This window comes from Oceanimonas doudoroffii (assembly GCF_002242685.1).
GTDB lineage: Bacteria > Pseudomonadota > Gammaproteobacteria > Enterobacterales > Aeromonadaceae > Oceanimonas > Oceanimonas doudoroffii.
In genome coordinates this window covers 1,198,341-1,215,506 of sequence record NZ_NBIM01000001.1, presented here as the reverse complement: position 1 = coordinate 1,215,506, position 17,166 = coordinate 1,198,341, and the positions used below count along the sequence as shown (strand labels likewise).

Annotated in this window: 17 protein-coding genes; 13 read left to right on the top strand and 4 right to left on the bottom strand. The window is 62.5% G+C overall.

Annotation, left to right across the window (positions count from 1 at the left end):
- Positions 1-255 precede the first annotated feature (255 nt).
- From paaA to B6S08_RS05520, 13 genes are all read left to right on the top strand, one after another.
- Positions 256-1,179, top strand: coding sequence for a 1,2-phenylacetyl-CoA epoxidase subunit PaaA (paaA, locus tag B6S08_RS05580; RefSeq protein WP_094200559.1), 924 nt, complete (start codon positions 256-258; stop codon positions 1,177-1,179).
- 25 nt (positions 1,180-1,204) lie between these two features.
- Positions 1,205-1,489, top strand: coding sequence for a 1,2-phenylacetyl-CoA epoxidase subunit PaaB (gene paaB / locus B6S08_RS05575; protein WP_094199750.1), 285 nt, complete (start codon positions 1,205-1,207; stop codon positions 1,487-1,489).
- 10 nt (positions 1,490-1,499) lie between these two features.
- Positions 1,500-2,264 carry a 1,2-phenylacetyl-CoA epoxidase subunit PaaC gene (gene paaC / locus B6S08_RS05570; RefSeq protein WP_211284158.1) on the top strand — a complete coding sequence of 255 codons (765 nt, stop codon included), beginning with the start codon at positions 1,500-1,502 and terminating at the stop codon, positions 2,262-2,264.
- 10 nt (positions 2,265-2,274) lie between these two features.
- Complete coding sequence (gene paaD, locus B6S08_RS05565) at positions 2,275-2,769, top strand: 1,2-phenylacetyl-CoA epoxidase subunit PaaD (RefSeq protein WP_094199748.1); 495 nt, start codon at positions 2,275-2,277, stop codon at positions 2,767-2,769.
- A gap of 25 nt (positions 2,770-2,794) precedes the next feature.
- Positions 2,795-3,856 (top strand): 1,2-phenylacetyl-CoA epoxidase subunit PaaE, encoded by a 1,062-nt coding sequence (gene paaE, locus B6S08_RS05560; RefSeq protein ID WP_094199747.1) that lies wholly within the window; start codon positions 2,795-2,797, stop codon positions 3,854-3,856.
- 10 nt (positions 3,857-3,866) lie between these two features.
- Positions 3,867-4,643 carry an enoyl-CoA hydratase-related protein gene (locus B6S08_RS05555; RefSeq protein WP_094199746.1) on the top strand — a complete coding sequence of 259 codons (777 nt, stop codon included), beginning with the start codon at positions 3,867-3,869 and terminating at the stop codon, positions 4,641-4,643.
- Positions 4,643-5,434 carry a 2-(1,2-epoxy-1,2-dihydrophenyl)acetyl-CoA isomerase PaaG gene (paaG, locus tag B6S08_RS05550; RefSeq protein ID WP_094199745.1) on the top strand — a complete coding sequence of 264 codons (792 nt, stop codon included), beginning with the start codon at positions 4,643-4,645 and terminating at the stop codon, positions 5,432-5,434. The genes B6S08_RS05555 and paaG overlap by 1 nt, the downstream gene beginning before the upstream one ends.
- Position 5,435: 1 nt before the next feature.
- Positions 5,436-6,935: a 3-hydroxyacyl-CoA dehydrogenase gene (locus tag B6S08_RS05545; protein WP_094199744.1), complete on the top strand. Its 1,500-nt coding sequence runs from the start codon at positions 5,436-5,438 to the stop codon at positions 6,933-6,935.
- Complete coding sequence (gene paaI, locus B6S08_RS05540; RefSeq protein ID WP_094199743.1) at positions 6,932-7,378, top strand: hydroxyphenylacetyl-CoA thioesterase PaaI; 447 nt, start codon at positions 6,932-6,934, stop codon at positions 7,376-7,378. Before B6S08_RS05545 ends, paaI begins: the two co-directional genes overlap by 4 nt.
- Entirely contained in the window at positions 7,371-8,579 is a 1,209-nt protein-coding gene (gene pcaF, locus B6S08_RS05535; protein WP_094199742.1) for a 3-oxoadipyl-CoA thiolase, read from the top strand. The genes paaI and pcaF overlap by 8 nt, the downstream gene beginning before the upstream one ends.
- A 26-nt stretch (positions 8,580-8,605) precedes the next feature.
- Entirely contained in the window at positions 8,606-9,895 is a 1,290-nt protein-coding gene (gene paaK, locus B6S08_RS05530) for a phenylacetate--CoA ligase PaaK (protein WP_094199741.1), read from the top strand.
- A gap of 178 nt (positions 9,896-10,073) precedes the next feature.
- On the top strand, positions 10,074-11,027 hold the full coding sequence (gene paaX / locus B6S08_RS05525) for a phenylacetic acid degradation operon negative regulatory protein PaaX (protein ID WP_094199740.1): 954 nt from the start codon (positions 10,074-10,076) through the stop codon (positions 11,025-11,027).
- Between the two features lie 31 nt (positions 11,028-11,058).
- Positions 11,059-11,655 carry a phenylacetic acid degradation protein PaaY gene (locus B6S08_RS05520; protein ID WP_094199739.1) on the top strand — a complete coding sequence of 199 codons (597 nt, stop codon included), beginning with the start codon at positions 11,059-11,061 and terminating at the stop codon, positions 11,653-11,655.
- A gap of 56 nt (positions 11,656-11,711) precedes the next feature.
- Here B6S08_RS05520 and B6S08_RS05515 read toward each other — a convergent pair whose 3' ends face one another.
- The 4 genes from B6S08_RS05515 to B6S08_RS05500 form a co-directional block, all read right to left on the bottom strand.
- The gene (locus tag B6S08_RS05515) at positions 11,712-14,165 is read right to left on the bottom strand and encodes a penicillin acylase family protein (RefSeq protein ID WP_094199738.1); all 2,454 of its coding nucleotides are present in this window, start codon (positions 14,163-14,165) and stop codon (positions 11,712-11,714) included.
- An 82-nt stretch (positions 14,166-14,247) separates the two neighbouring features.
- The gene (locus B6S08_RS05510) at positions 14,248-15,549 is read right to left on the bottom strand and encodes a TRAP transporter large permease (RefSeq protein ID WP_094199737.1); all 1,302 of its coding nucleotides are present in this window, start codon (positions 15,547-15,549) and stop codon (positions 14,248-14,250) included.
- Positions 15,546-16,085, bottom strand: a complete 540-nt coding sequence (locus B6S08_RS05505) for a TRAP transporter small permease (protein WP_094199736.1) — start codon at positions 16,083-16,085, stop codon at positions 15,546-15,548. The genes B6S08_RS05510 and B6S08_RS05505 overlap by 4 nt, the downstream gene beginning before the upstream one ends.
- Positions 16,086-16,090: 5 nt before the next feature.
- On the bottom strand, positions 16,091-17,116 hold the full coding sequence (locus B6S08_RS05500; RefSeq protein WP_211284157.1) for a TRAP transporter substrate-binding protein: 1,026 nt from the start codon (positions 17,114-17,116) through the stop codon (positions 16,091-16,093).
- Positions 17,117-17,166 lie beyond the last annotated feature (50 nt).

The window sequence follows — 17,166 nt, the reverse complement described above, 5'->3', positions numbered from 1 at the left end:
GAGGTAATAACATGTGACTCACAAGTCTCGTTACATAATTTGTTGGTGTTTTGTACTTAAGTCAATGTGTTACGGTCATTAAAAAGAGGTTTTGTTAACCTGTGATTAGTTAATTAATTGAATTTATTGATTTTATTTTTGTTATTTTGTGATTCACAAAAAAATGTATTGAATTAATATTGGTGTCGTATTAGCTTTTTATTATGTTTTTTAAATGTTGCATTAAATGGTGCTGGAGGGTGAGTGGTGGAGAACATGGAACAACAGCAGAGGTTTGATCAGACTATCGCGGCAGAAAGCAGCGTAGAGCCCAGAGACTGGATGCCCGAGGCCTATCGTCGCACCCTGATCCGTCAAATCGGGCAGCATGCCCATTCCGAAGTGGTGGGCATGCTGCCCGAGGGCAACTGGATCACCCGGGCGCCGACCCTGCGCCGCAAGGCGGTGCTGCTGGCCAAGGTACAGGACGAGGCGGGTCACGCCCTCTATCTGTACAGCGCCGCCGAAACCCTGGGTGCCGACCGGGACGACATGATGGACAAGCTTATCGCCGGCAAGATGAAGTACTCCTCCATCTTCAACTACCCGACCCTGACCTGGGCCGACGTGGCCGCCATCGGCTGGCTGGTGGACGGCGCCGCCATCGTCAATCAGGTGGCCCTGTGCCGCGCCTCCTATGGTCCCTACGCCCGGGCCATGGTGCGGGTGTGCAAGGAAGAGAGCTTCCACCAGCGCCAGGGCTATGAGGCCATGACGGTGCTGGCCAACGGCACCGAGGAGCAAAAGCAGATGGCCCAGGACGCCGTTAACCGCTTCTGGTGGCCGGCACTGATGATGTTCGGCCCCTGCGACGACGATTCCCCCCATTCCGCCCAGAGCATGGCCTGGCACATCAAGCGCTTCAGCAACGACGAGCTGCGCCAGAAGTTTGTGGACAACACGGTGCACCAGGTGCACGCCCTGGGCCTGACCGTGCCGGACCCGGATCTGAAATGGAACGAGGAAACCGGCCATTACGAATTTGGCGACATCAACTGGGACGAGTTCTACGCGGTGATCGCGGGGCAGGGCCCCTGCAACCATGAGCGCATTGAAGCCCGACGCAAGGCCTGGGAAGGCGGACGCTGGGTACGCGATGCCGCCAGCGCCTATGCCGCCCGCAAACAGAACGCCGCCTGATCACGAACGACCAAGGAGAGAAGCAATGAGCAAGCAATGGTCTTTGTACGAAGTATTCATTCGCAGCAAGCAGGGACTGCATCACCGCCATGTGGGCAGCCTGCGCGCCGCCGACGACGCCATGGCCCTGGAAAATGCCCGTGACGCCTACACCCGCCGCCGGGAAGGGGTGAGCATCTGGGTGGTGAAGTCGGAGTTGATCACCGCCAGCCAGCCGGAAGACAAGGGCGCCTTCTTTGAGCCGGCGGACGACAAGATCTACCGCCATCCCACTTTCTACACCATCCCCGATGGCATCGAGCACATGTAAGGAGCTGGTGATGGACAAGGCACTGCAAGATTCCCTCTTTACCTATCTGCTGCGGCTGGCGGACAGCCAGCTGGTGCTGTCGCACCGTCTGTCCGAATGGTGCGGTCACGCCCCCGAGCTGGAGCTGGACATCGCCATGGCCAATATCGGCCTGGATATTCTGGGCCAGGCCCGCACCCTGCTGACCCTGGCCGGTGAGCTGGAAGGCAAGGGCCGCGACGAAGACAAGTTGGCCTTTTTCCGGGGTGAGCGGGAGTACTACAACCTGCTGCTGTGCGAGCAGCCCAATGGCGACTTCGCCCAGACCCTGGTGCGCCAGTGGCTGATGGATCACTACCAGCAGCTGCTGCTGACCGAGCTGACCCAGTCGAGCTATGCGCCCCTGGCCGCCTTTGCGGTCAAATCCCTGAAAGAGGTGAACTACCACCTGCGCTTTTCCAGCAACTGGATCCAGCGGCTGGGACTGGGCACCGAGGAAAGCGCCCGCCGCACCCAGGCCGCCGTTGACGAACTGTGGCGCTTTACCGGCGAGCTGTTTGTCACCGACGAGGTGGAAGCCAGCCTGGTGGACGCCGGCCTGCTGCCTGCCCTCGACGGCCTGGCCGAGGCCTGGCAGGGCCGTATCGAGGCGGAATGCCGCGACGCCGGCCTGAGCCTGCCCGAGCAGGCGGCCTACCGCCAGGGCGGCCGTCAGGGACTGCATACCGAGCATCTGGGTTACCTGCTGGCGGAAATGCAGACCGTGCAGCGCAGCTACCCGAACATGAGCTGGTAAGGAGGTTCAGGTGCAGATTGTCGATGCCCGTATTCCCCGCTGCTGGGAGCAGCTGAAAACCGTGTCGGACCCCGAGATCCCGGTGCTGTCGGTGATCGACCTGGGCATGATCCGCGGCGTGAACGTGGCCGCCGACAACGCCCTGGAAGTGCGCCTCACGCCTACCTACAGCGGTTGCCCGGCCACCGATGAGCTCAGCGCCGACATTCTGGCGGCGCTGACGCAGGCCGGCCTGCAACCGGCCCGGGTCAGGGTGGATCTGAGCGAGGCCTGGACCACCGACTGGATGAGCGCCGACGGCAAGCGCAAGTTGCGGGAGTACGGCATCGCGCCGCCCCAGGGGCCGGCCTGTGGCCAGCACCTGGTGCCGGATGACGGTGTGCCCTGCCCCCAGTGCAACAGCCAGCATACCCGCCTGGTGAGCGAATTTGGCTCCACCGCCTGCAAGGCCCAGTACCAGTGCAGGGATTGCCTGGAGCCCTTTGATTATTTCAAGTGCATTTAGTCCCGACCAGACAGGGAGCAGAGTCATGAATCAGTTTTATTCACTGCGGGTTAAATCCGTACAGGAACAAACCCGCGATGCCATCGCCATCTCCTTTGAGCTCGCTGGCGACAACCATCAGCGTTTTCGCTTCAAGCCGGGTCAGCACCTGACCCTGCGTCACCAGCATGAAGGTGAAGAGCTGCGCCGCTGCTATTCCATCTGCAGCCGCGACGGCCACGAAGATCTGACCATTGCGGTCAAGCGTATTCCCGATGGCCGTTTCTCCAACTGGGTGAACGACCACCTCAAGGCCGGCGATGTGCTGGAGGTAATGCCGCCCCAGGGGGTGTTTTTCCAGCAGGCCGAGAAAATGGGTGGCCGCAGCTACCTGGGCTTTGCCGCCGGCAGTGGCATCACCCCGCTGCTGTCCATCGTCAAGACCCTGCTGGCCCAGGATGAGCAGGCCAGCTTCACCCTGGTCTACGGCAACCGCAGCTGGAACCAGACCATGTTCGCCGACGAGCTGGCGGATATGAAGGACAGCTACCCGACCCGGTTCCAGTTCGTGTGCATCTTCAGCCGCGAGCAGGGCGAGAGCGAGGTGCTCAACGGCCGGCTGGATGAGGCCAAGATCCGCAGCCTGCTGGACAGCCGGTTGCTGACCGCCGAGGTGGATCACTGCTTTGCCTGCGGTCCGGAAGAAATGATGACGGCGGTGGAAACCGTGCTGCCGGAATACGGCCTGGCCCGGGAACGGGTGCATACCGAGCGCTTCAACACCGGCCCGGCCCGCTCCCTGAGCGCCGAGGAGCGCGCCGCCCGCACTCAGGGTCTGGTGGGCGTGATCCTCGATGGCCGCGAGCTGCAGGTGGAAGTGAGTCCGGATGACGACAGCATTCTCGACGCCGCCCTGCGTGCCGGCGCCGACCTGCCTTATGCCTGCAAGGGCGGCGTCTGCGCCACCTGCAAGTGCAAGGTGGTGGAAGGGGAAGTGGACATGGCCATCAACTACAGCCTGGAGCCTGACGAAGTGGCCGCCGGCTATGTATTGAGCTGCCAGTCCCGCCCCAGGGCCGGCACAGTACGCATCAGCTTTGACGACTGAGGGCGAGGTCATGAGTGTTGCAGATATTCGCTTCGGCGAGATTGAAGAGGGGGTGCTGACCCTCACCCTGAACCGGCCCGAGCGCCGCAATGCCCTGCGCAACCAGACCCTGCGTGAGCTGGGGGATGCCCTCGCCGCCGCCGCCACCACCGATGCGGTGCGCGCCGTGGTGATCCAGGGCAACGAGCGCTGCTTTGCCGCCGGCGCCGATCTGGAGGAAATGCGCCACCATGACGCGGTGAGCCTGCAGCAGGACGAAAGGCCGGCGCTGTGGAAGCGGATCGACGACTTCAACAAGCCGCTGATCGCCGCCGTCAACGGCTACGCCCTCGGCGCCGGTCTGGAGCTGGTGCTGCACTGCGACCTGGTGGTGGCGGGGGAGGGCACCCTGCTGGGTCTGCCGGAAATCAAGCTGGGCATCATGCCCGGCGCCGGTGGCACTCAGCGGCTGAGCCGGCAGGTTGGCCAGCAGACCGCCATGCAGATGGTGCTGACCGGCGAACCGATCAGCGCCGAGCGCGCCCACGCCCTGGGCCTGGTGGGCCAGATCTGTGTGCCGGCCCTGACCGCCGAGTATGCCCGGCGACTGGCCCGGCAGGTTGCCGCCCAAGCACCGCTGGCGGTGCAGGCCGCCAAGGGCGCCATCAAGGCCTGTCAGGAAACCAGCCTGAGCCAGGGCCTGCGCCAGGAACGGCAGGCCTTTGTCTGGCTGGCCGGCACCGAAGACCGCAACGAAGGCATTAACGCGTTTCTGGAAAAACGCGCACCGAACTACCGGGGGAAATAATGGAATATCAACACATCGAATGTTACCTGGAAGGCGCCGTGGGCGTGCTGGTGCTGAACCGCCCGGCCCAGCTCAACAGCTTTAATGAGGCCATGCATCGAGAAGTGGCCGCCATATTGAAAGACTGGGATCGCAACCCCGAGGTGCGCGCCGTGCTGCTCACCGGCAAGGGCCGGGGCTTCTGCGCCGGCCAGGATCTGGGTGACCGCGCCGTCAACAGCGACCAGGCCGCCCCGGATCTGGGCCAGTCCATCGACCGCTACTACAACCCGTTGATCAGCCGCATTACCGGCATGGCCAAGCCGGTGATCTGTGCGGTGAACGGCGTGGCCGCCGGCGCCGGCGCCAACATCGCCCTAGCCTGCGACATCGTGATCGCCGGCCGCAGCGCCTCCTTTATTCAGGCCTTCTGCCGGCTGGGACTGGTGCCCGACTCCGGCGGCACCTGGTTCCTGCCCCGGCTGGTGGGCCGCGCCCGCGCCATGGCCCTGGCCCTGCAGGGGGACAAGGTCAGCGCCGAGCAGGCCCGGGACATGGGCATGATCTGGCAGGTGGTGGACGACGAGGCGCTGCAGAGTGTGGCCATGCAGCAGGCCCAGCACCTGGCCCGTCAGCCCACCTACGGTCTGGGTCTGATCAAGCAGGCCATCCACCGCGCCGCCGACAACAGCCTGGCCGAACAGCTGGAGCTGGAGCGGGATCTGCAGCGCCTGGCCGGCCGCAGTGAAGACTACCGGGAAGGGGTGGACGCCTTCCTTAACAAGCGCACCCCGGAATACAAGGGACGGTAACATGAGCAGCAGCATAAAGATCCAGCAGGTGGCGGTGATCGGCGCCGGCACCATGGGCATGGGCATCGCCCAGGTGGCGGCCCAGGCCGGCCACCAGGTCAAACTGTTCGACGCCAACGCGACCCAGACCGCCCGCGCCCTGGACGACTTTGCCAGCCGCCTGGCGAGCCGGGTGAAGCGGGGCAAGCTGAGCGAGCAGGAAGCACAAACCCTGCAGGCCCGCATCAGCGCCGCCGACAGCCTGAGCGAGCTGGCCGATGCCAGCCTGGTGATCGAGGCCATCGTCGAGCGCCTGGACATCAAGCAAAAGGTGTTTGCCGAGCTGGAGAGCATCTGCAGCGAGCAGTGCATTCTGGCCTCCAATACCTCGTCCATCTCCATTACCGCCATCGGTGCCGCCCTGGCGCACCCCGAGCGGCTGGCCGGCCTGCATTTCTTCAACCCGGCCCCGGTGATGAAGCTGGTGGAAGTGATCTCCGGCCTGGCCACCGCCCACGAGGTGCGTGACACCCTGCTGGCGCTGGCTCGGGACTGGGGCAAGGTGGCGGTGCACGCCAGCTCCACCCCCGGCTTTATCGTCAACCGTATCGCCCGTCCTTATTACGGCGAAACCCTGCGCGCCCTGCAGGAAGGGGTATCCACCCCGGCGGTGCTGGATGCGCTGATGCGCAGCGCCGGCTTCCCCATGGGCGCCTGCGAGCTGACCGACCTCATCGGCCAGGACGTGAACTTTGCGGTGAGCGCCAGCGTCTATCGCGCCTTTCACGACGAGCCGCGCTACCGTCCGTCCCTGGTGCAGCAGGCGCTGGTGGATGCGGGCCGCTTTGGCCGCAAGACCGGCCAGGGTTTTTATGCCTACCAGGGTGGCAAGCCGGTGGTGGAAGCCCTGCCGGTGCCGGCAGGCCGCACGCCTGAAAGCGTTACTGTGGTGGGTGACTGGTCCGGCTTGAAGGGCGCCGAGACCCTGCTGGCCCGCCACCAGGGCGAGTTTATCCGCGCCGAGGGCGAGCCCGCTTGGCTTATTGACGGTGTGCGGGTGTCCCTGACCAACGGTCAGTCCGCCGCCCTGCGTTATCCCGGCCAGGCCGCCATAGCCCTGGACTGGGCCGACGACTACGACAGTGTGTCTCATGTGGCTCTGGGTGTGTCCGCCCACTGCAGCCAGGAACAGGTGGCCGCCGTCACCGGTTTCTTCCAGGCCCTGGGCAAGCAGGTGGTGCTGCTGTCGGATCATCCGGGCCTGCTGGTGCTGCGTACCCTGGCCATGCTGGTGAACGAGGCGGCGGAAGCCTGCCTGCATCAGGTAGCCAGCGCCGAGGACGTGGATCTGGCCATGCGCTTTGGCGTGAATTATCCCAAGGGGCCGGTGGCCTGGGGCGCCGAGGTGGGCTACCGCCGGCTGGTGGTCCTGCTCGACCACCTGCAGGCGGTCTACGGTGAGGAAAAATACCGGCCGTCCCTGCAACTGCGCCACTGGGCGACGAAGGAGGCACAAGTATGAGTGAACTGAATCCAAACGAGCTGGCCCGCCAGTGCGCCGAGACCATGTTTGCCAACGATGCCTGCAGTCAGCACCTGGGCCTGGAAATTGAGAGCGTCAGCCCCGGCGAAGCCGTGATGACCATGCGGGTGCAGCCCTGGATGCTCAACGGCCACGGCAGCATACAGGGGGGCATTCTGTTTACCTTCGCCGATGCGGCCTTTGCCTTTGCCTGCAACGGCTACAACAAGGTGACCATCGGCCAGGGTTGCACCATCGATTACCTCAAGCCCGCCTTTAACGGCGAGTTTCTGCGGGCCCGGGCCCGGGAGCTGCACAGAGGCGGTCGCACCGGCACCTACGACGTGGTGCTGGAAAACGAAGCGGGAGAAACGCTGGCCCTGTTCCGGGGGCGTTCCTACCAGGTGAAAGGAAGCATTTTAAAGGAAGAACACCATGACTGATGCGTTTCTGTGTGACATGGTCAGAACCCCGGTGGGCCGCTACGGCGGCGCCCTGAGCGCGGTGCGGGCCGACGATCTGGCGGCCATTCCCCTGCGCCGGCTGAAGGAGAACCACCCGGATCTGCCCTGGGAAAAGGTAGACGAAGTGATCATGGGCTGTGCCAACCAGGCCGGTGAAGACAACCGCAACGTGGCCCGCATGGCCGCCCTGCTGGCGGAGCTGCCCACCCAGGTGCCGGGCACCACGGTGAACCGCCTGTGCGGCTCCGGTCTGGACGCCATCGGCTTTGGCGCCCGCAGCATCAAGGCCGGCGAGGCCAGGCTGGTGCTGGCCGGCGGCGTGGAGAGCATGAGCCGCGCCCCCTTTGTGATGCCCAAGGCCATCGGCGCCTTCAGCCGGGCCAACGAGGTGCACGACACCACCATTGGCTGGCGCTTTGTCAACCCGCTGATGAAGGCCCAGTACGGCGTGGACTCCATGCCCGAAACCGCCGAAAATGTGGCGGAACGTTTTGGCATCAGCCGGGAAGATCAGGACCTGTTCGCCCTGCGCAGCCAGCAGAAAACCGAGCAGGCCCGCGCGTCCGGCATCCTGGCCCAGGGCATGGTGCCGGTGCTGATCCACGGCCGCAAGGGTCAGGTGACCGAGGTCAGCGCCGACGAGCATCCCCGGCCCCGGACCACCCTGGACGATCTGGCCCGGCTGCCGACCCCGTTCCGTGCCGGTGGCTCGGTGACCGCCGGCAACGCCTCCGGCGTGAACGACGGCGCCGCCTGCACCCTGCTGGCCAGCGGTGAGGCGGTGGCGCAATATGGCCTCAAGCCCAAAGCCCGCATTGTGGCCATGGCCAGTGCCGGCGTGGAGCCAAAGTACATGGGCATAGGCCCGGTGCCGGCGGTGCGCAACCTGCTGGAAAATACCGGCCTGAGCCTGAACGAAATGGACGTAATTGAGCTCAACGAGGCCTTTGCCGCCCAGGCCCTGGCGGTGCTGCGCGAGCTGGGCCTGCAGGATGACGACGCCCGGGTCAACCCCAACGGCGGCGCCATTGCCCTGGGGCATCCCCTGGGCATGAGCGGCGTGCGGCTGGTGATGGCTGCGGTAAATGAACTGAAACGCACCAAAGGTCGCTACGGTCTGTGCACCATGTGTGTCGGCGTTGGCCAGGGTGTCGCGCTGATCGTGGAAAATATTGACTGAGAACTAGCCAAAGGGAGGAGGCACTCATGACAACCAAACTGGATCACATCGAAACCGCATCTGTTGACGAACTGCGCTCACTGCAACTGGAGCGCCTGCAGAAGTCGCTGCAACACGCCTACGACAACGTACCCATGTACAAGCGCAAGTTTGACGAGGCCGGCGTGCATCCCTCCGACTGCAAAAGCCTGGAGGATCTGAGCAAGTTTCCCTTCACTACCAAGCAGGATCTGCGCGACAACTACCCCTTTGGCCTGTTTGCCGTGCCCATGGACAAAATCGTGCGCCTGCACGCCTCGTCCGGCACCACCGGCAAGCCGACCGTGGTGGGCTACACCCAGCAGGACATCGACACCTGGGCCGACGTGATGGCCCGCTCCCTGCGAGCTGCGGGTTTAAGCAACAAGGACAAGATCCACGTGTCCTATGGCTACGGCCTGTTCACCGGTGGCCTCGGCGCTCACTACGGCGCCGAACGCCTGGGTGCGGCAGTCATTCCCATGTCCGGTGGTCAGACCGAGAAACAGGCCCAGTTAATCCAGGACTTCCAACCCGATGGCATCATGGTAACGCCGTCCTACTGCCTGAACATCATCGACGAGCTGGAGCGGCAGATGGGCGATGCCAGTCAGTGCTCCCTGCGAGTAGGGGTGTTTGGCGGCGAGCCCTGGAGCAACGGCATGCGCGATGAAATCGAGCAACGCATGGGGATCGATGCCCTCGACATTTATGGCCTGTCTGAAGTCATGGGCCCTGGCGTGGCCATGGAATGCCTCGAGTCCAAGGATGGCCCCACCATCTGGGAAGACCACTTCTACCCCGAGATCATCGATCCGGTCACTGGCGAGGTTGTGGCCGACGGCGGGCAGGGCGAGCTGGTGTTCACCACCATCACCAAGGAAGGCTTGCCGGTGATCCGTTACCGCACTCGGGATCTGACCCGCCTGCTGCCGGGCTCCGCCCGCACCATGCGGCGCATGGACAAGATCACCGGCCGCAGCGACGACATGCTGATCATTCGCGGTGTCAACGTGTTCCCGACCCAGGTGGAAGAGCAGCTGCTGCAGTTCCCCCAGCTGACCCCGCACTACCAGCTGGAAGTGAGCCGTCACGGTCACCTGGATTCCCTGCGCATTCGGGTGGAGCTGCGCCACGACCATGCCAGCGCCGATCTGCATTCTCTGGAGCACCATATCAAGCACCGCATCAAGGCGATGATCGGCATTTCCACCGCCATCGACGTGGTGGGCGAAGGGGAGCTGCCCCGCTCCCAGGGCAAGGCGGTCCGGGTGGTGGATTTGCGCAAAAGCGCCTGAAGTTTAAAATGATACTAAAAGTGGCCGAATGGCCACTTTTTTGTTTTTATTTAATCTGTTTATGTATGAGCTAATCAATAAAATCGGCCTTTAAATTGATACATGCTATGCTGTTTTATCGGCTTAGATTTGTTTCAAGCTCAGACATTTGGCCCACTTTATCTGGTAATTACGTGTCATGGAAACCCGCTTATCTCCCTTAGTGCAACAGGCCCTGGATCATGAAACCGTCAGCGGCACCTCACTGATCATGAGTATTTTCGGTGATGCCATTTCCCACCGCGGCGCTTGCATCAGCCTGGCCAGCCTGATCGATATGGTGGCCGACTTTGGCTTTAACGAGCGCTTTGTGCGTACCTCGGTGTTTCGACTAGGCAAGGACGGCTGGCTGAGTTCCGAGCGGATTGGTCGGCTCAGCTTCTACCGCATGACAGAGCAGGGCTTCCGGCGCCTGCGGGAAGCGGAAAACCGTATTTATGTGATGGAGCAAAAGCCCTGGGACGGTTACTGGGATCTGGTGCTGCTGAGTTCGGTAGAGCTGGAAGCCAAGGCCCAGCTGAAAAAGGAGCTGGGGTGGCTGGGCTGCGCTGCCATCGCCCCCAATTTGATGGGCTTTCCCGGCCTGGAGCAGCGCCGGCTGCGCCAGTTGTTGATCGATCTGGACATGGGCGAGCAGGTAGTGGTGTTCCGGGCTCAGACTCAGGATCTGGGCCTGGGGGTAGCGCCGCCCTTGTCGCGGATGATTTCGGCCAACTGGCCCCTGGACGAGATCCGCCAGCGCTACGAGGAATTTCTGGCGCTGTACCGGCCCATGCTCGGTCAGCTGGAAGACGGTGAGGCGCTTGATCCCATGCTGGCGTTTCAGCTTCGCATTTTGCTGGTGCATCACTACCGTCGTATTCAGCTGCGGGATCCCATGCTGCCGGCGGAGTTACTGCCTGCAGACTGGCCGGGCATGGCGGCCCGCACCCTATGCGCCAATATCTACAACCTGCTGTATCCGACGGCGGAAGAATACATCTGGCACAAAGGGCGCACGGCGGAAGGCCCGCTGCCCCCCGCCGATGCCGCTTTTTATCAGCGTTTTGGCGGCCTGCGCCGCCATGCCCAGACGGCAGATGTGTCGGCCTGACAGCCTGTAAAACGGATCACAAGGAGTGACCATGAACTGTTATGAAATTGACGGCCTGGTGCCGGTGGTGGAAGAAGGGGCCTATGTGCATCCCTCCGCCGTGCTGATCGGCGACGTGATTGTGGAGCGGGGGGCCTATATCGGCCCGCTGGCCTCGCTCAGGGGGGATTTTGGCCGTATTCATGTAATGGAAAACGCCAATGTGCAGGACAACTGCGTGATGCACGGCTTTCCCGATGCGGATACCCAGGTGCTGCCCTGGGGCCATGTGGGTCATGGTGCCATTCTGCACGGCTGCGTGGTGGGAGAGAACGCCCTGGTGGGTATGAACGCCGTGGTGATGGACGGCGCCCGGGTGGGGGATCACAGCATAGTGGCGGCCCACGCTTTCGTGAAGGCCGAAATGCAGATCCCGGACAGGGTGCTGGCGGCCGGCACCCCGGCCCGGGTGCTGCGGGAGCTGCGCCCGGACGAACTGGAGTGGAAGCGGCAGGGGACCCAGACCTACATCGACCTGGTGGGCCGCTGCCTGAACAGCCTGCGCCCGGCTGTGCCGCTGCGAACGGTAGAACCCAACCGCCCCCGGCTGTTTGAAAACGCCGATTACCTGCCCAAATACAAGGCCTGAGCGGCCAGGTTGGCATTAACAAAAGAGCGGGCCGGGGCCCGCTCTTTTGTTAATGGTTACCGCCTTACCGCCAGCACGGTTTCCTTTTCGCTGGCCGCGTCCACATCACTCTGTTCGAGCCAGACTGGTTTCAGTCTGAACTCAATAAAGTCATCCAGCTGATCCCGGTAGTGGGGAGACAGGGTGCCGTCCGGCGCAATAAAGCCGGACTGACCCGGTGCCGCCACCTCCCAGGCCGAGGCCTTGCCACCAGCAAAGACCGTCATGTTGTTTTCCGTGCCCCGGTTCATGGCGATGGGGGTACGCACGGCTTCCTCCGGGTTGGCCTGAGGTACGCCGATGTAGTTCTTGTGAGTAAACTCCAGCACATCCACCGGTGCCAGCCAGTCCTGCATGTCCGGGCCGTACCGTTGGCTCAGGTTGTCGATGGCCCGGCCGAGGGCGGCCAGCTGCAACTGCTCGCCGTCGCGACCGGACAGCAGATCCGTGTTGATGACGGTGCGGTTGAGCCAGGCACCCAGTGCCTTGGTGCCGGTGCTGATGTTGTAGCCGTTGGCCACCACGCCATCGGCATTGCCGTGGCCGGTGGCGGTATACCATGACAGGTGAGCATCGGGAAGCAGAGGCTGGTAGGTCTCCTGCAGCATCTCGGACAGCCATTCCCTGAACAGGCCGGCGGCGGCATGGTCATAGCGGCCATCCCGGTCCTCATCCTTGTTCAGGTAATCCCAGCCGGCCAGCAGCCGGGCGGCCTGGCGCAGCTGCGGTTGTGCGCTGTTGCCGGCCAGCTCGGCCAGCCGGGGCAGAAAGAAGCGGGCGTTGGGATCGGACAGTGAGGCTTCCATCATCAGACCCCAGGCCTGCTCCGGGGTCAACCGATCCACGGCATCCACCCGGCTGTTGATTTCCAGCACCCGGTCGATGGTGTTCCAGCTGTACCACCACTGATCCGGATTGGGAAAGCCTTCCGCCGGACGGTTGTTCCAGTTGGAGATATAACCGCTGGAGGGGTTGTACACCTGGGGGTTGGTATCAAACGGATACAGCCCCAGCCAGTCGGCGCTGCCGTCTCCCGGCGTGGGCAGGCGGCCGTCCTGTCCGGGGTGGCGCACCGGATAATGTCCCCCCAGGGCGTAGCCGATATTGCCATCCTGATCCGCATAATACCAGTTGACGTTGATGGCGCTGTGGGACACCTGATCCCGCCATTGCCGGTGATTTTTCGCCTTGCTGACCTTGTTCCAGGCCATCAGGGTGGACACCTCCTTGCCGGCCCAGCCTCGCTGTTTGGCGTAGGCCACGCCGTCTTCGGGCCGGTATTCCACCACGGGACCGTAGACGGAGCGATAGACGGTGATGACCATGTCTTCCGAATCTTTTACTCGAATGCGTTGCTGCTCTTTCTCCAGCGGCCGGTATTTGCCTTTGTACAGGTACTGCTCCGGGTGGTCCGGGTTCAGCTCCAGCCGGAACAGATCCACGTTGTCGCCGGCGCCCCAGGTACTTCCCCAGCTGATATGACCATTGTGGCCGAACTCCACCATGGCATAGCCGGTGGGGGAGTTGCCGACCACGTCATAACCGGCGCCGTGCAGGCCTACCGAATAGGTGTAGGCGGGCTGATAGAAGCCGAACTGGGGGCCGTTGATCAGCACGGCGCTGGCGTTTTGGGTCTTGTCCTTGCCCAGCACCAGAATATTGCTGAAGGGCGCTTCCCTAAACCCGTCCCAGCCCAGGGTGCCCTGACGGCCGGGGTTCGGTGCATTCATGGCCAGCAGCGGGGCATCGCTTTCTCGGGCGGCGGGCGCCAGGCCGGCGGTCAGCCGTTGCTTTACCTGCTCACGGCCGGCGACAGACCAGTCGCCTACCGGAATGGTGTTGGGGGCCTCGTCGCTCAGATGGGGCGCCAGAGTATCAAATAGTTGCCGGGCCTGCTCCTGGCCGTGTTTTTGCTCCAGCGCCTCCAGCAGTTGCTGGTTTTCCAGCTCGGTGTTGTAGTCCCCGAAGCGGTTGATCATGGAGCCGATAAACAGCATGGCCACGTCGAATTCGTTCCAGGGTTTGGGGGTAAAGCCGTAGTCAATAAACTGTCTGGGCATCAGCCGGTCGGGCGCCTCAAACACCCTGGCCTGCCACTGGTTAAGGCCGGCGGCGTAGCCGGCCAGAATGTCGCGGTCGGCGGCGGGCAGCACATCCAGCTGGGCCTGAATGGCATGGGGGTTGTAGTGCTGGCGCACCCTGATGTCCAGCGGCAGAAATTCCTCGCCCAGTACCTCGGCTACCTTGCCCTGGGCGCTGCGGCGGGCCATGTCCAGCTGAAACAGCCGATCCTGGGCAATGGCATAGCCGTAGCCATAAAACAGGCCATAGGTGGACTCGGCATAAATATGAGGGGTGCCGTGCTGGTCACGCTTGATGGTGATTTCATCGGCACCGGGCAGGCTGTTGCAACCGGCGAGCAGGGAAAGGCCGGCCAGAGAGCTCAGCAGAAATACGGGTTTTTTAGGCATGGTAATCCCTTACAGATGACGTAATGAATAAATAGAAGGTTTGCTGAAACCGGCCGGTCATGACAGACCGGCCGAAAAGGAGTTAGCGGTAAAGCAGTTCCGGCAGCCAGAGGGTCAGGGCCGGCAGCATGATCAGCAGGGCCAGGCGCACGATGTCGGCGCACCAGAAGGGGGTAACACCGCGGAACACGGTGGCGCTGTTGAGATCCTTGACCATGCCCGTCAGCACGAAAACATTCATGCCCACCGGCGGTGTGATCAGACTAATCTCGGTGGCCACCACCACGATGATGCCGAACCAGATCGGGTCCATCCCCAGACTGTGGATCACCGGAAAGAATACCGGCACGGTGAGCAGCATCATGGACATGCTTTCGAACACGGCGCCCAGCACCAGATAGATGGCGATGATCATCAGCAGCACCATCATGGGTGACACCGAAAAGCCGGTGATTAGCTCCACCAAATGGTCGGGCAGGCCGGCCCGGTTGATGAAGTTGGAGAAGATAAGCGCGCCTATCACCACCAGGAACAGCATGGCCGAGGTGCGGGCGGTTTCAATCAGCACGTCCTTCAGATCCGCCAGGCTCAGGCAACGGCGCTTGACGGCAATAAACAGGGAGCCGGCGGCACCGATGCCGGCAGCCTCGGTGGGCGTGAACACACCCAGATAAATGCCGCCCATTACCAGGGTAAACAGGCCCAAAATGCCACTCACCCCCTTCAACGCCTGCCATTTTTCGGCCCGGCTCATGGTGTTACCGGGAGGGCCGGCCTTGGGGTTGCGCCATACCACCCAGCGTACCGCGGCCAAATAGAGCAGCACGCCCAGCACGCCGGGAATAAAGCCGGCGGCAAACAGGTCACGAATACTCTGCTCGGTAAGGATGCCGTAGATGATCAGCGCCACGCTCGGCGGAATAAGAATGCCCAGGGTGCCACCGGCGGCGATGGCGGCGGACGCCAGGCTGTCGGCGTAGCCGTATCTGCGCATGGGGGGGATGGCCACCCGCGACATGGTGGCGGCGGTGGCCAGGCTGGAGCCGCAGATGGCGGAGAAACCGCCGCAGGCGGTAATGGCGGCCATGGCCATACCACCTTTGCGATGCCCCACCAGCGCATGAGAAGCCTGGAACAGCTCGGCGGACAGGCCTGAACGGCTGATCAGGTTGCCCATCAGGATAAACAGCGGGATCACGCTCAGGCCATAGTCCTGGGCGGTGTCCAGCAGACGCCGGGCACTGATCGACAGGGCGCCGGTGAAGTTGAAGTCCATCAGGGCCGCATAGCCCACCACGCCCACGGCGGCCATGGCAAAGGCGATGGGCACGCGCAGAAAAATAAGCCCCAGCAAAATGCCGAAGCCCAGCAGGGATTCCATCATAACGCGGTTGCCTCCTCTAGGGGGTGGCTGTGAGTAGCGGGCAGGGCATTGGCATCACCGAGCAGGGTCATTACCGCAAAGGTAATGGCGGTCAGCCACAGGCAGACGCCGATCAGGAACATGGCCCAGGCGCTGGGAATTGACAGGTATTCACTGACCGAGTTGTAGCGGGCGGCGCGCTCGGCCAACTTCCATACTGTCATCGCCATATAGCCACAACCCACCGCCATAAACAGGTGGCATAGCCGGTCCCGCAAGGCCCGCAGCCAGCGGGGAAAGCGGGGGTCCAGCAAATCCACCGCCACATGCTCGTTGTGCCAGGTGATGGTGGGCAGGATCAGAAAGATGGAGGCAGCGAGCATGATCTCAATCAGCTCGGCGCCGCCGATCAGAGGCCGGTTGAACAGGTAGCGACCCACCACATCGACGGCGGTAAGCAACATCATCAGCAACAGCATCAGTCCGGCGGTGAGGTTAAGCAGCCGCTTTAGGGCGGCTGCGCTGTTGCACCAGAGCCGGGAAACATGGGCAATCATGGCGGTTATCCCTGGTTATCCATCTGGGTTTGATAGTCACGGGCAATCTGGCGGAATTCGGCCAGCGCCTGCCCGGCATCCACCTTACGGTCGGCGACGTCCTCAAGCCAGTTTTGCTCAATGCTTTGGGTTAGCTCGGCAAACAGCTGCACATCCTGCTTGCTGGCCGGGGTGATGGTATTGCCGTACTCCAGCGCATCCTGCTCGGCTTCCTTGTCGGCCTGAACCCAGGCTCGGGCGGCCATGGCCGAAAGCTTTTCACCAGATACCGCCATGATGGCGTCACGGTCTTCGGCGGAAATGCGATCGAAGAAGTCTTCCCCGATAAAGATGCCAAAGCTGCCCAAATACAGGCCGTGGGGCATTTTCAGGGTGTAGGGAGCCACTTCCTTGAAGCGCATGCTCCGTTTGGTATTCATGGGGTTGAACACGCCGTCCACCACCCCTTGTGTGAGCATTTCGTAGACTTTGGTGGTAGGTGCGGCCACGCCGGTGATACCCAGTTGCTGGCCAATACTGCTTTGTACGCCACCGCCGATACGAATTTTTTTGCCGTGCAGGTCGGCGAGTCCGGCCAAGGGCTCGCGAGTATGGATCTCTCCTGGACCATGAGTGAACAGGCCGGCAACCACAACCTCACCGTGCTCGTTCGCCTGACTCAGGTATTTTTCATGGATACGCCAATGTGCCACCGAGGCGGCCTCGGCCCCGGCCCCCAGGTTGGGCAGTTCGGCGATACTGGTAAGCTTGAAACGGCCGGGGAAGTAACCATGATACGTCCATGATGCATCAATAGCTCCATCTTGAACCAAATCAATCATGCTCTGTGGGGCCCCCAGATCGTGCTCCAGCTTGAGTTTAACCCGGCCCTCGGTGGCTTCCTCTATCCATTTTCCCCAGGTGGGCAGCACGGTGATATTCATTTCACTGCTGGGTGAAAGCCAGGTCGCAACCCGCATGGTGGTGGCGGCGGTGGCCTGGCCATGGTACAGACCGGCGGCGGCGAACAACGATATCCATATACGTTTCATATCTTTCCCCTTCGCATTGGCGAAACATTGACTGCAAAACAAGATACACA

Excerpts from the sequence above, each read along its gene's own strand:
- paaA (WP_094200559.1), top strand. The coding sequence starts at position 256 with ATGGAACAACAGCAGAGGTTTGATCAGACTATCGCGGCAGAAAGCAGC.
- paaB (WP_094199750.1), top strand. The coding sequence starts at position 1,205 with ATGAGCAAGCAATGGTCTTTGTACGAAGTATTCATTCGCAGCAAGCAG.
- paaC (WP_211284158.1), top strand. The coding sequence starts at position 1,500 with ATGGACAAGGCACTGCAAGATTCCCTCTTTACCTATCTGCTGCGGCTG.
- paaE (WP_094199747.1), top strand. The coding sequence starts at position 2,795 with ATGAATCAGTTTTATTCACTGCGGGTTAAATCCGTACAGGAACAAACC.
- B6S08_RS05555 (WP_094199746.1), top strand. The coding sequence starts at position 3,867 with ATGAGTGTTGCAGATATTCGCTTCGGCGAGATTGAAGAGGGGGTGCTG.
- paaG (WP_094199745.1), top strand. The coding sequence starts at position 4,643 with ATGGAATATCAACACATCGAATGTTACCTGGAAGGCGCCGTGGGCGTG.
- B6S08_RS05545 (WP_094199744.1), top strand. The coding sequence starts at position 5,436 with ATGAGCAGCAGCATAAAGATCCAGCAGGTGGCGGTGATCGGCGCCGGC.
- paaI (WP_094199743.1), top strand. The coding sequence starts at position 6,932 with ATGAGTGAACTGAATCCAAACGAGCTGGCCCGCCAGTGCGCCGAGACC.
- pcaF (WP_094199742.1), top strand. The coding sequence starts at position 7,371 with ATGACTGATGCGTTTCTGTGTGACATGGTCAGAACCCCGGTGGGCCGC.
- paaK (WP_094199741.1), top strand. The coding sequence starts at position 8,606 with ATGACAACCAAACTGGATCACATCGAAACCGCATCTGTTGACGAACTG.
- paaX (WP_094199740.1), top strand. The coding sequence starts at position 10,074 with ATGGAAACCCGCTTATCTCCCTTAGTGCAACAGGCCCTGGATCATGAA.
- B6S08_RS05520 (WP_094199739.1), top strand. The coding sequence starts at position 11,059 with ATGAACTGTTATGAAATTGACGGCCTGGTGCCGGTGGTGGAAGAAGGG.
- B6S08_RS05515 (WP_094199738.1), bottom strand. The coding sequence starts at position 14,165 with ATGCCTAAAAAACCCGTATTTCTGCTGAGCTCTCTGGCCGGCCTTTCC.
- B6S08_RS05510 (WP_094199737.1), bottom strand. The coding sequence starts at position 15,549 with ATGATGGAATCCCTGCTGGGCTTCGGCATTTTGCTGGGGCTTATTTTT.
- B6S08_RS05505 (WP_094199736.1), bottom strand. The coding sequence starts at position 16,085 with ATGATTGCCCATGTTTCCCGGCTCTGGTGCAACAGCGCAGCCGCCCTA.
- B6S08_RS05500 (WP_211284157.1), bottom strand. The coding sequence starts at position 17,116 with ATGAAACGTATATGGATATCGTTGTTCGCCGCCGCCGGTCTGTACCAT.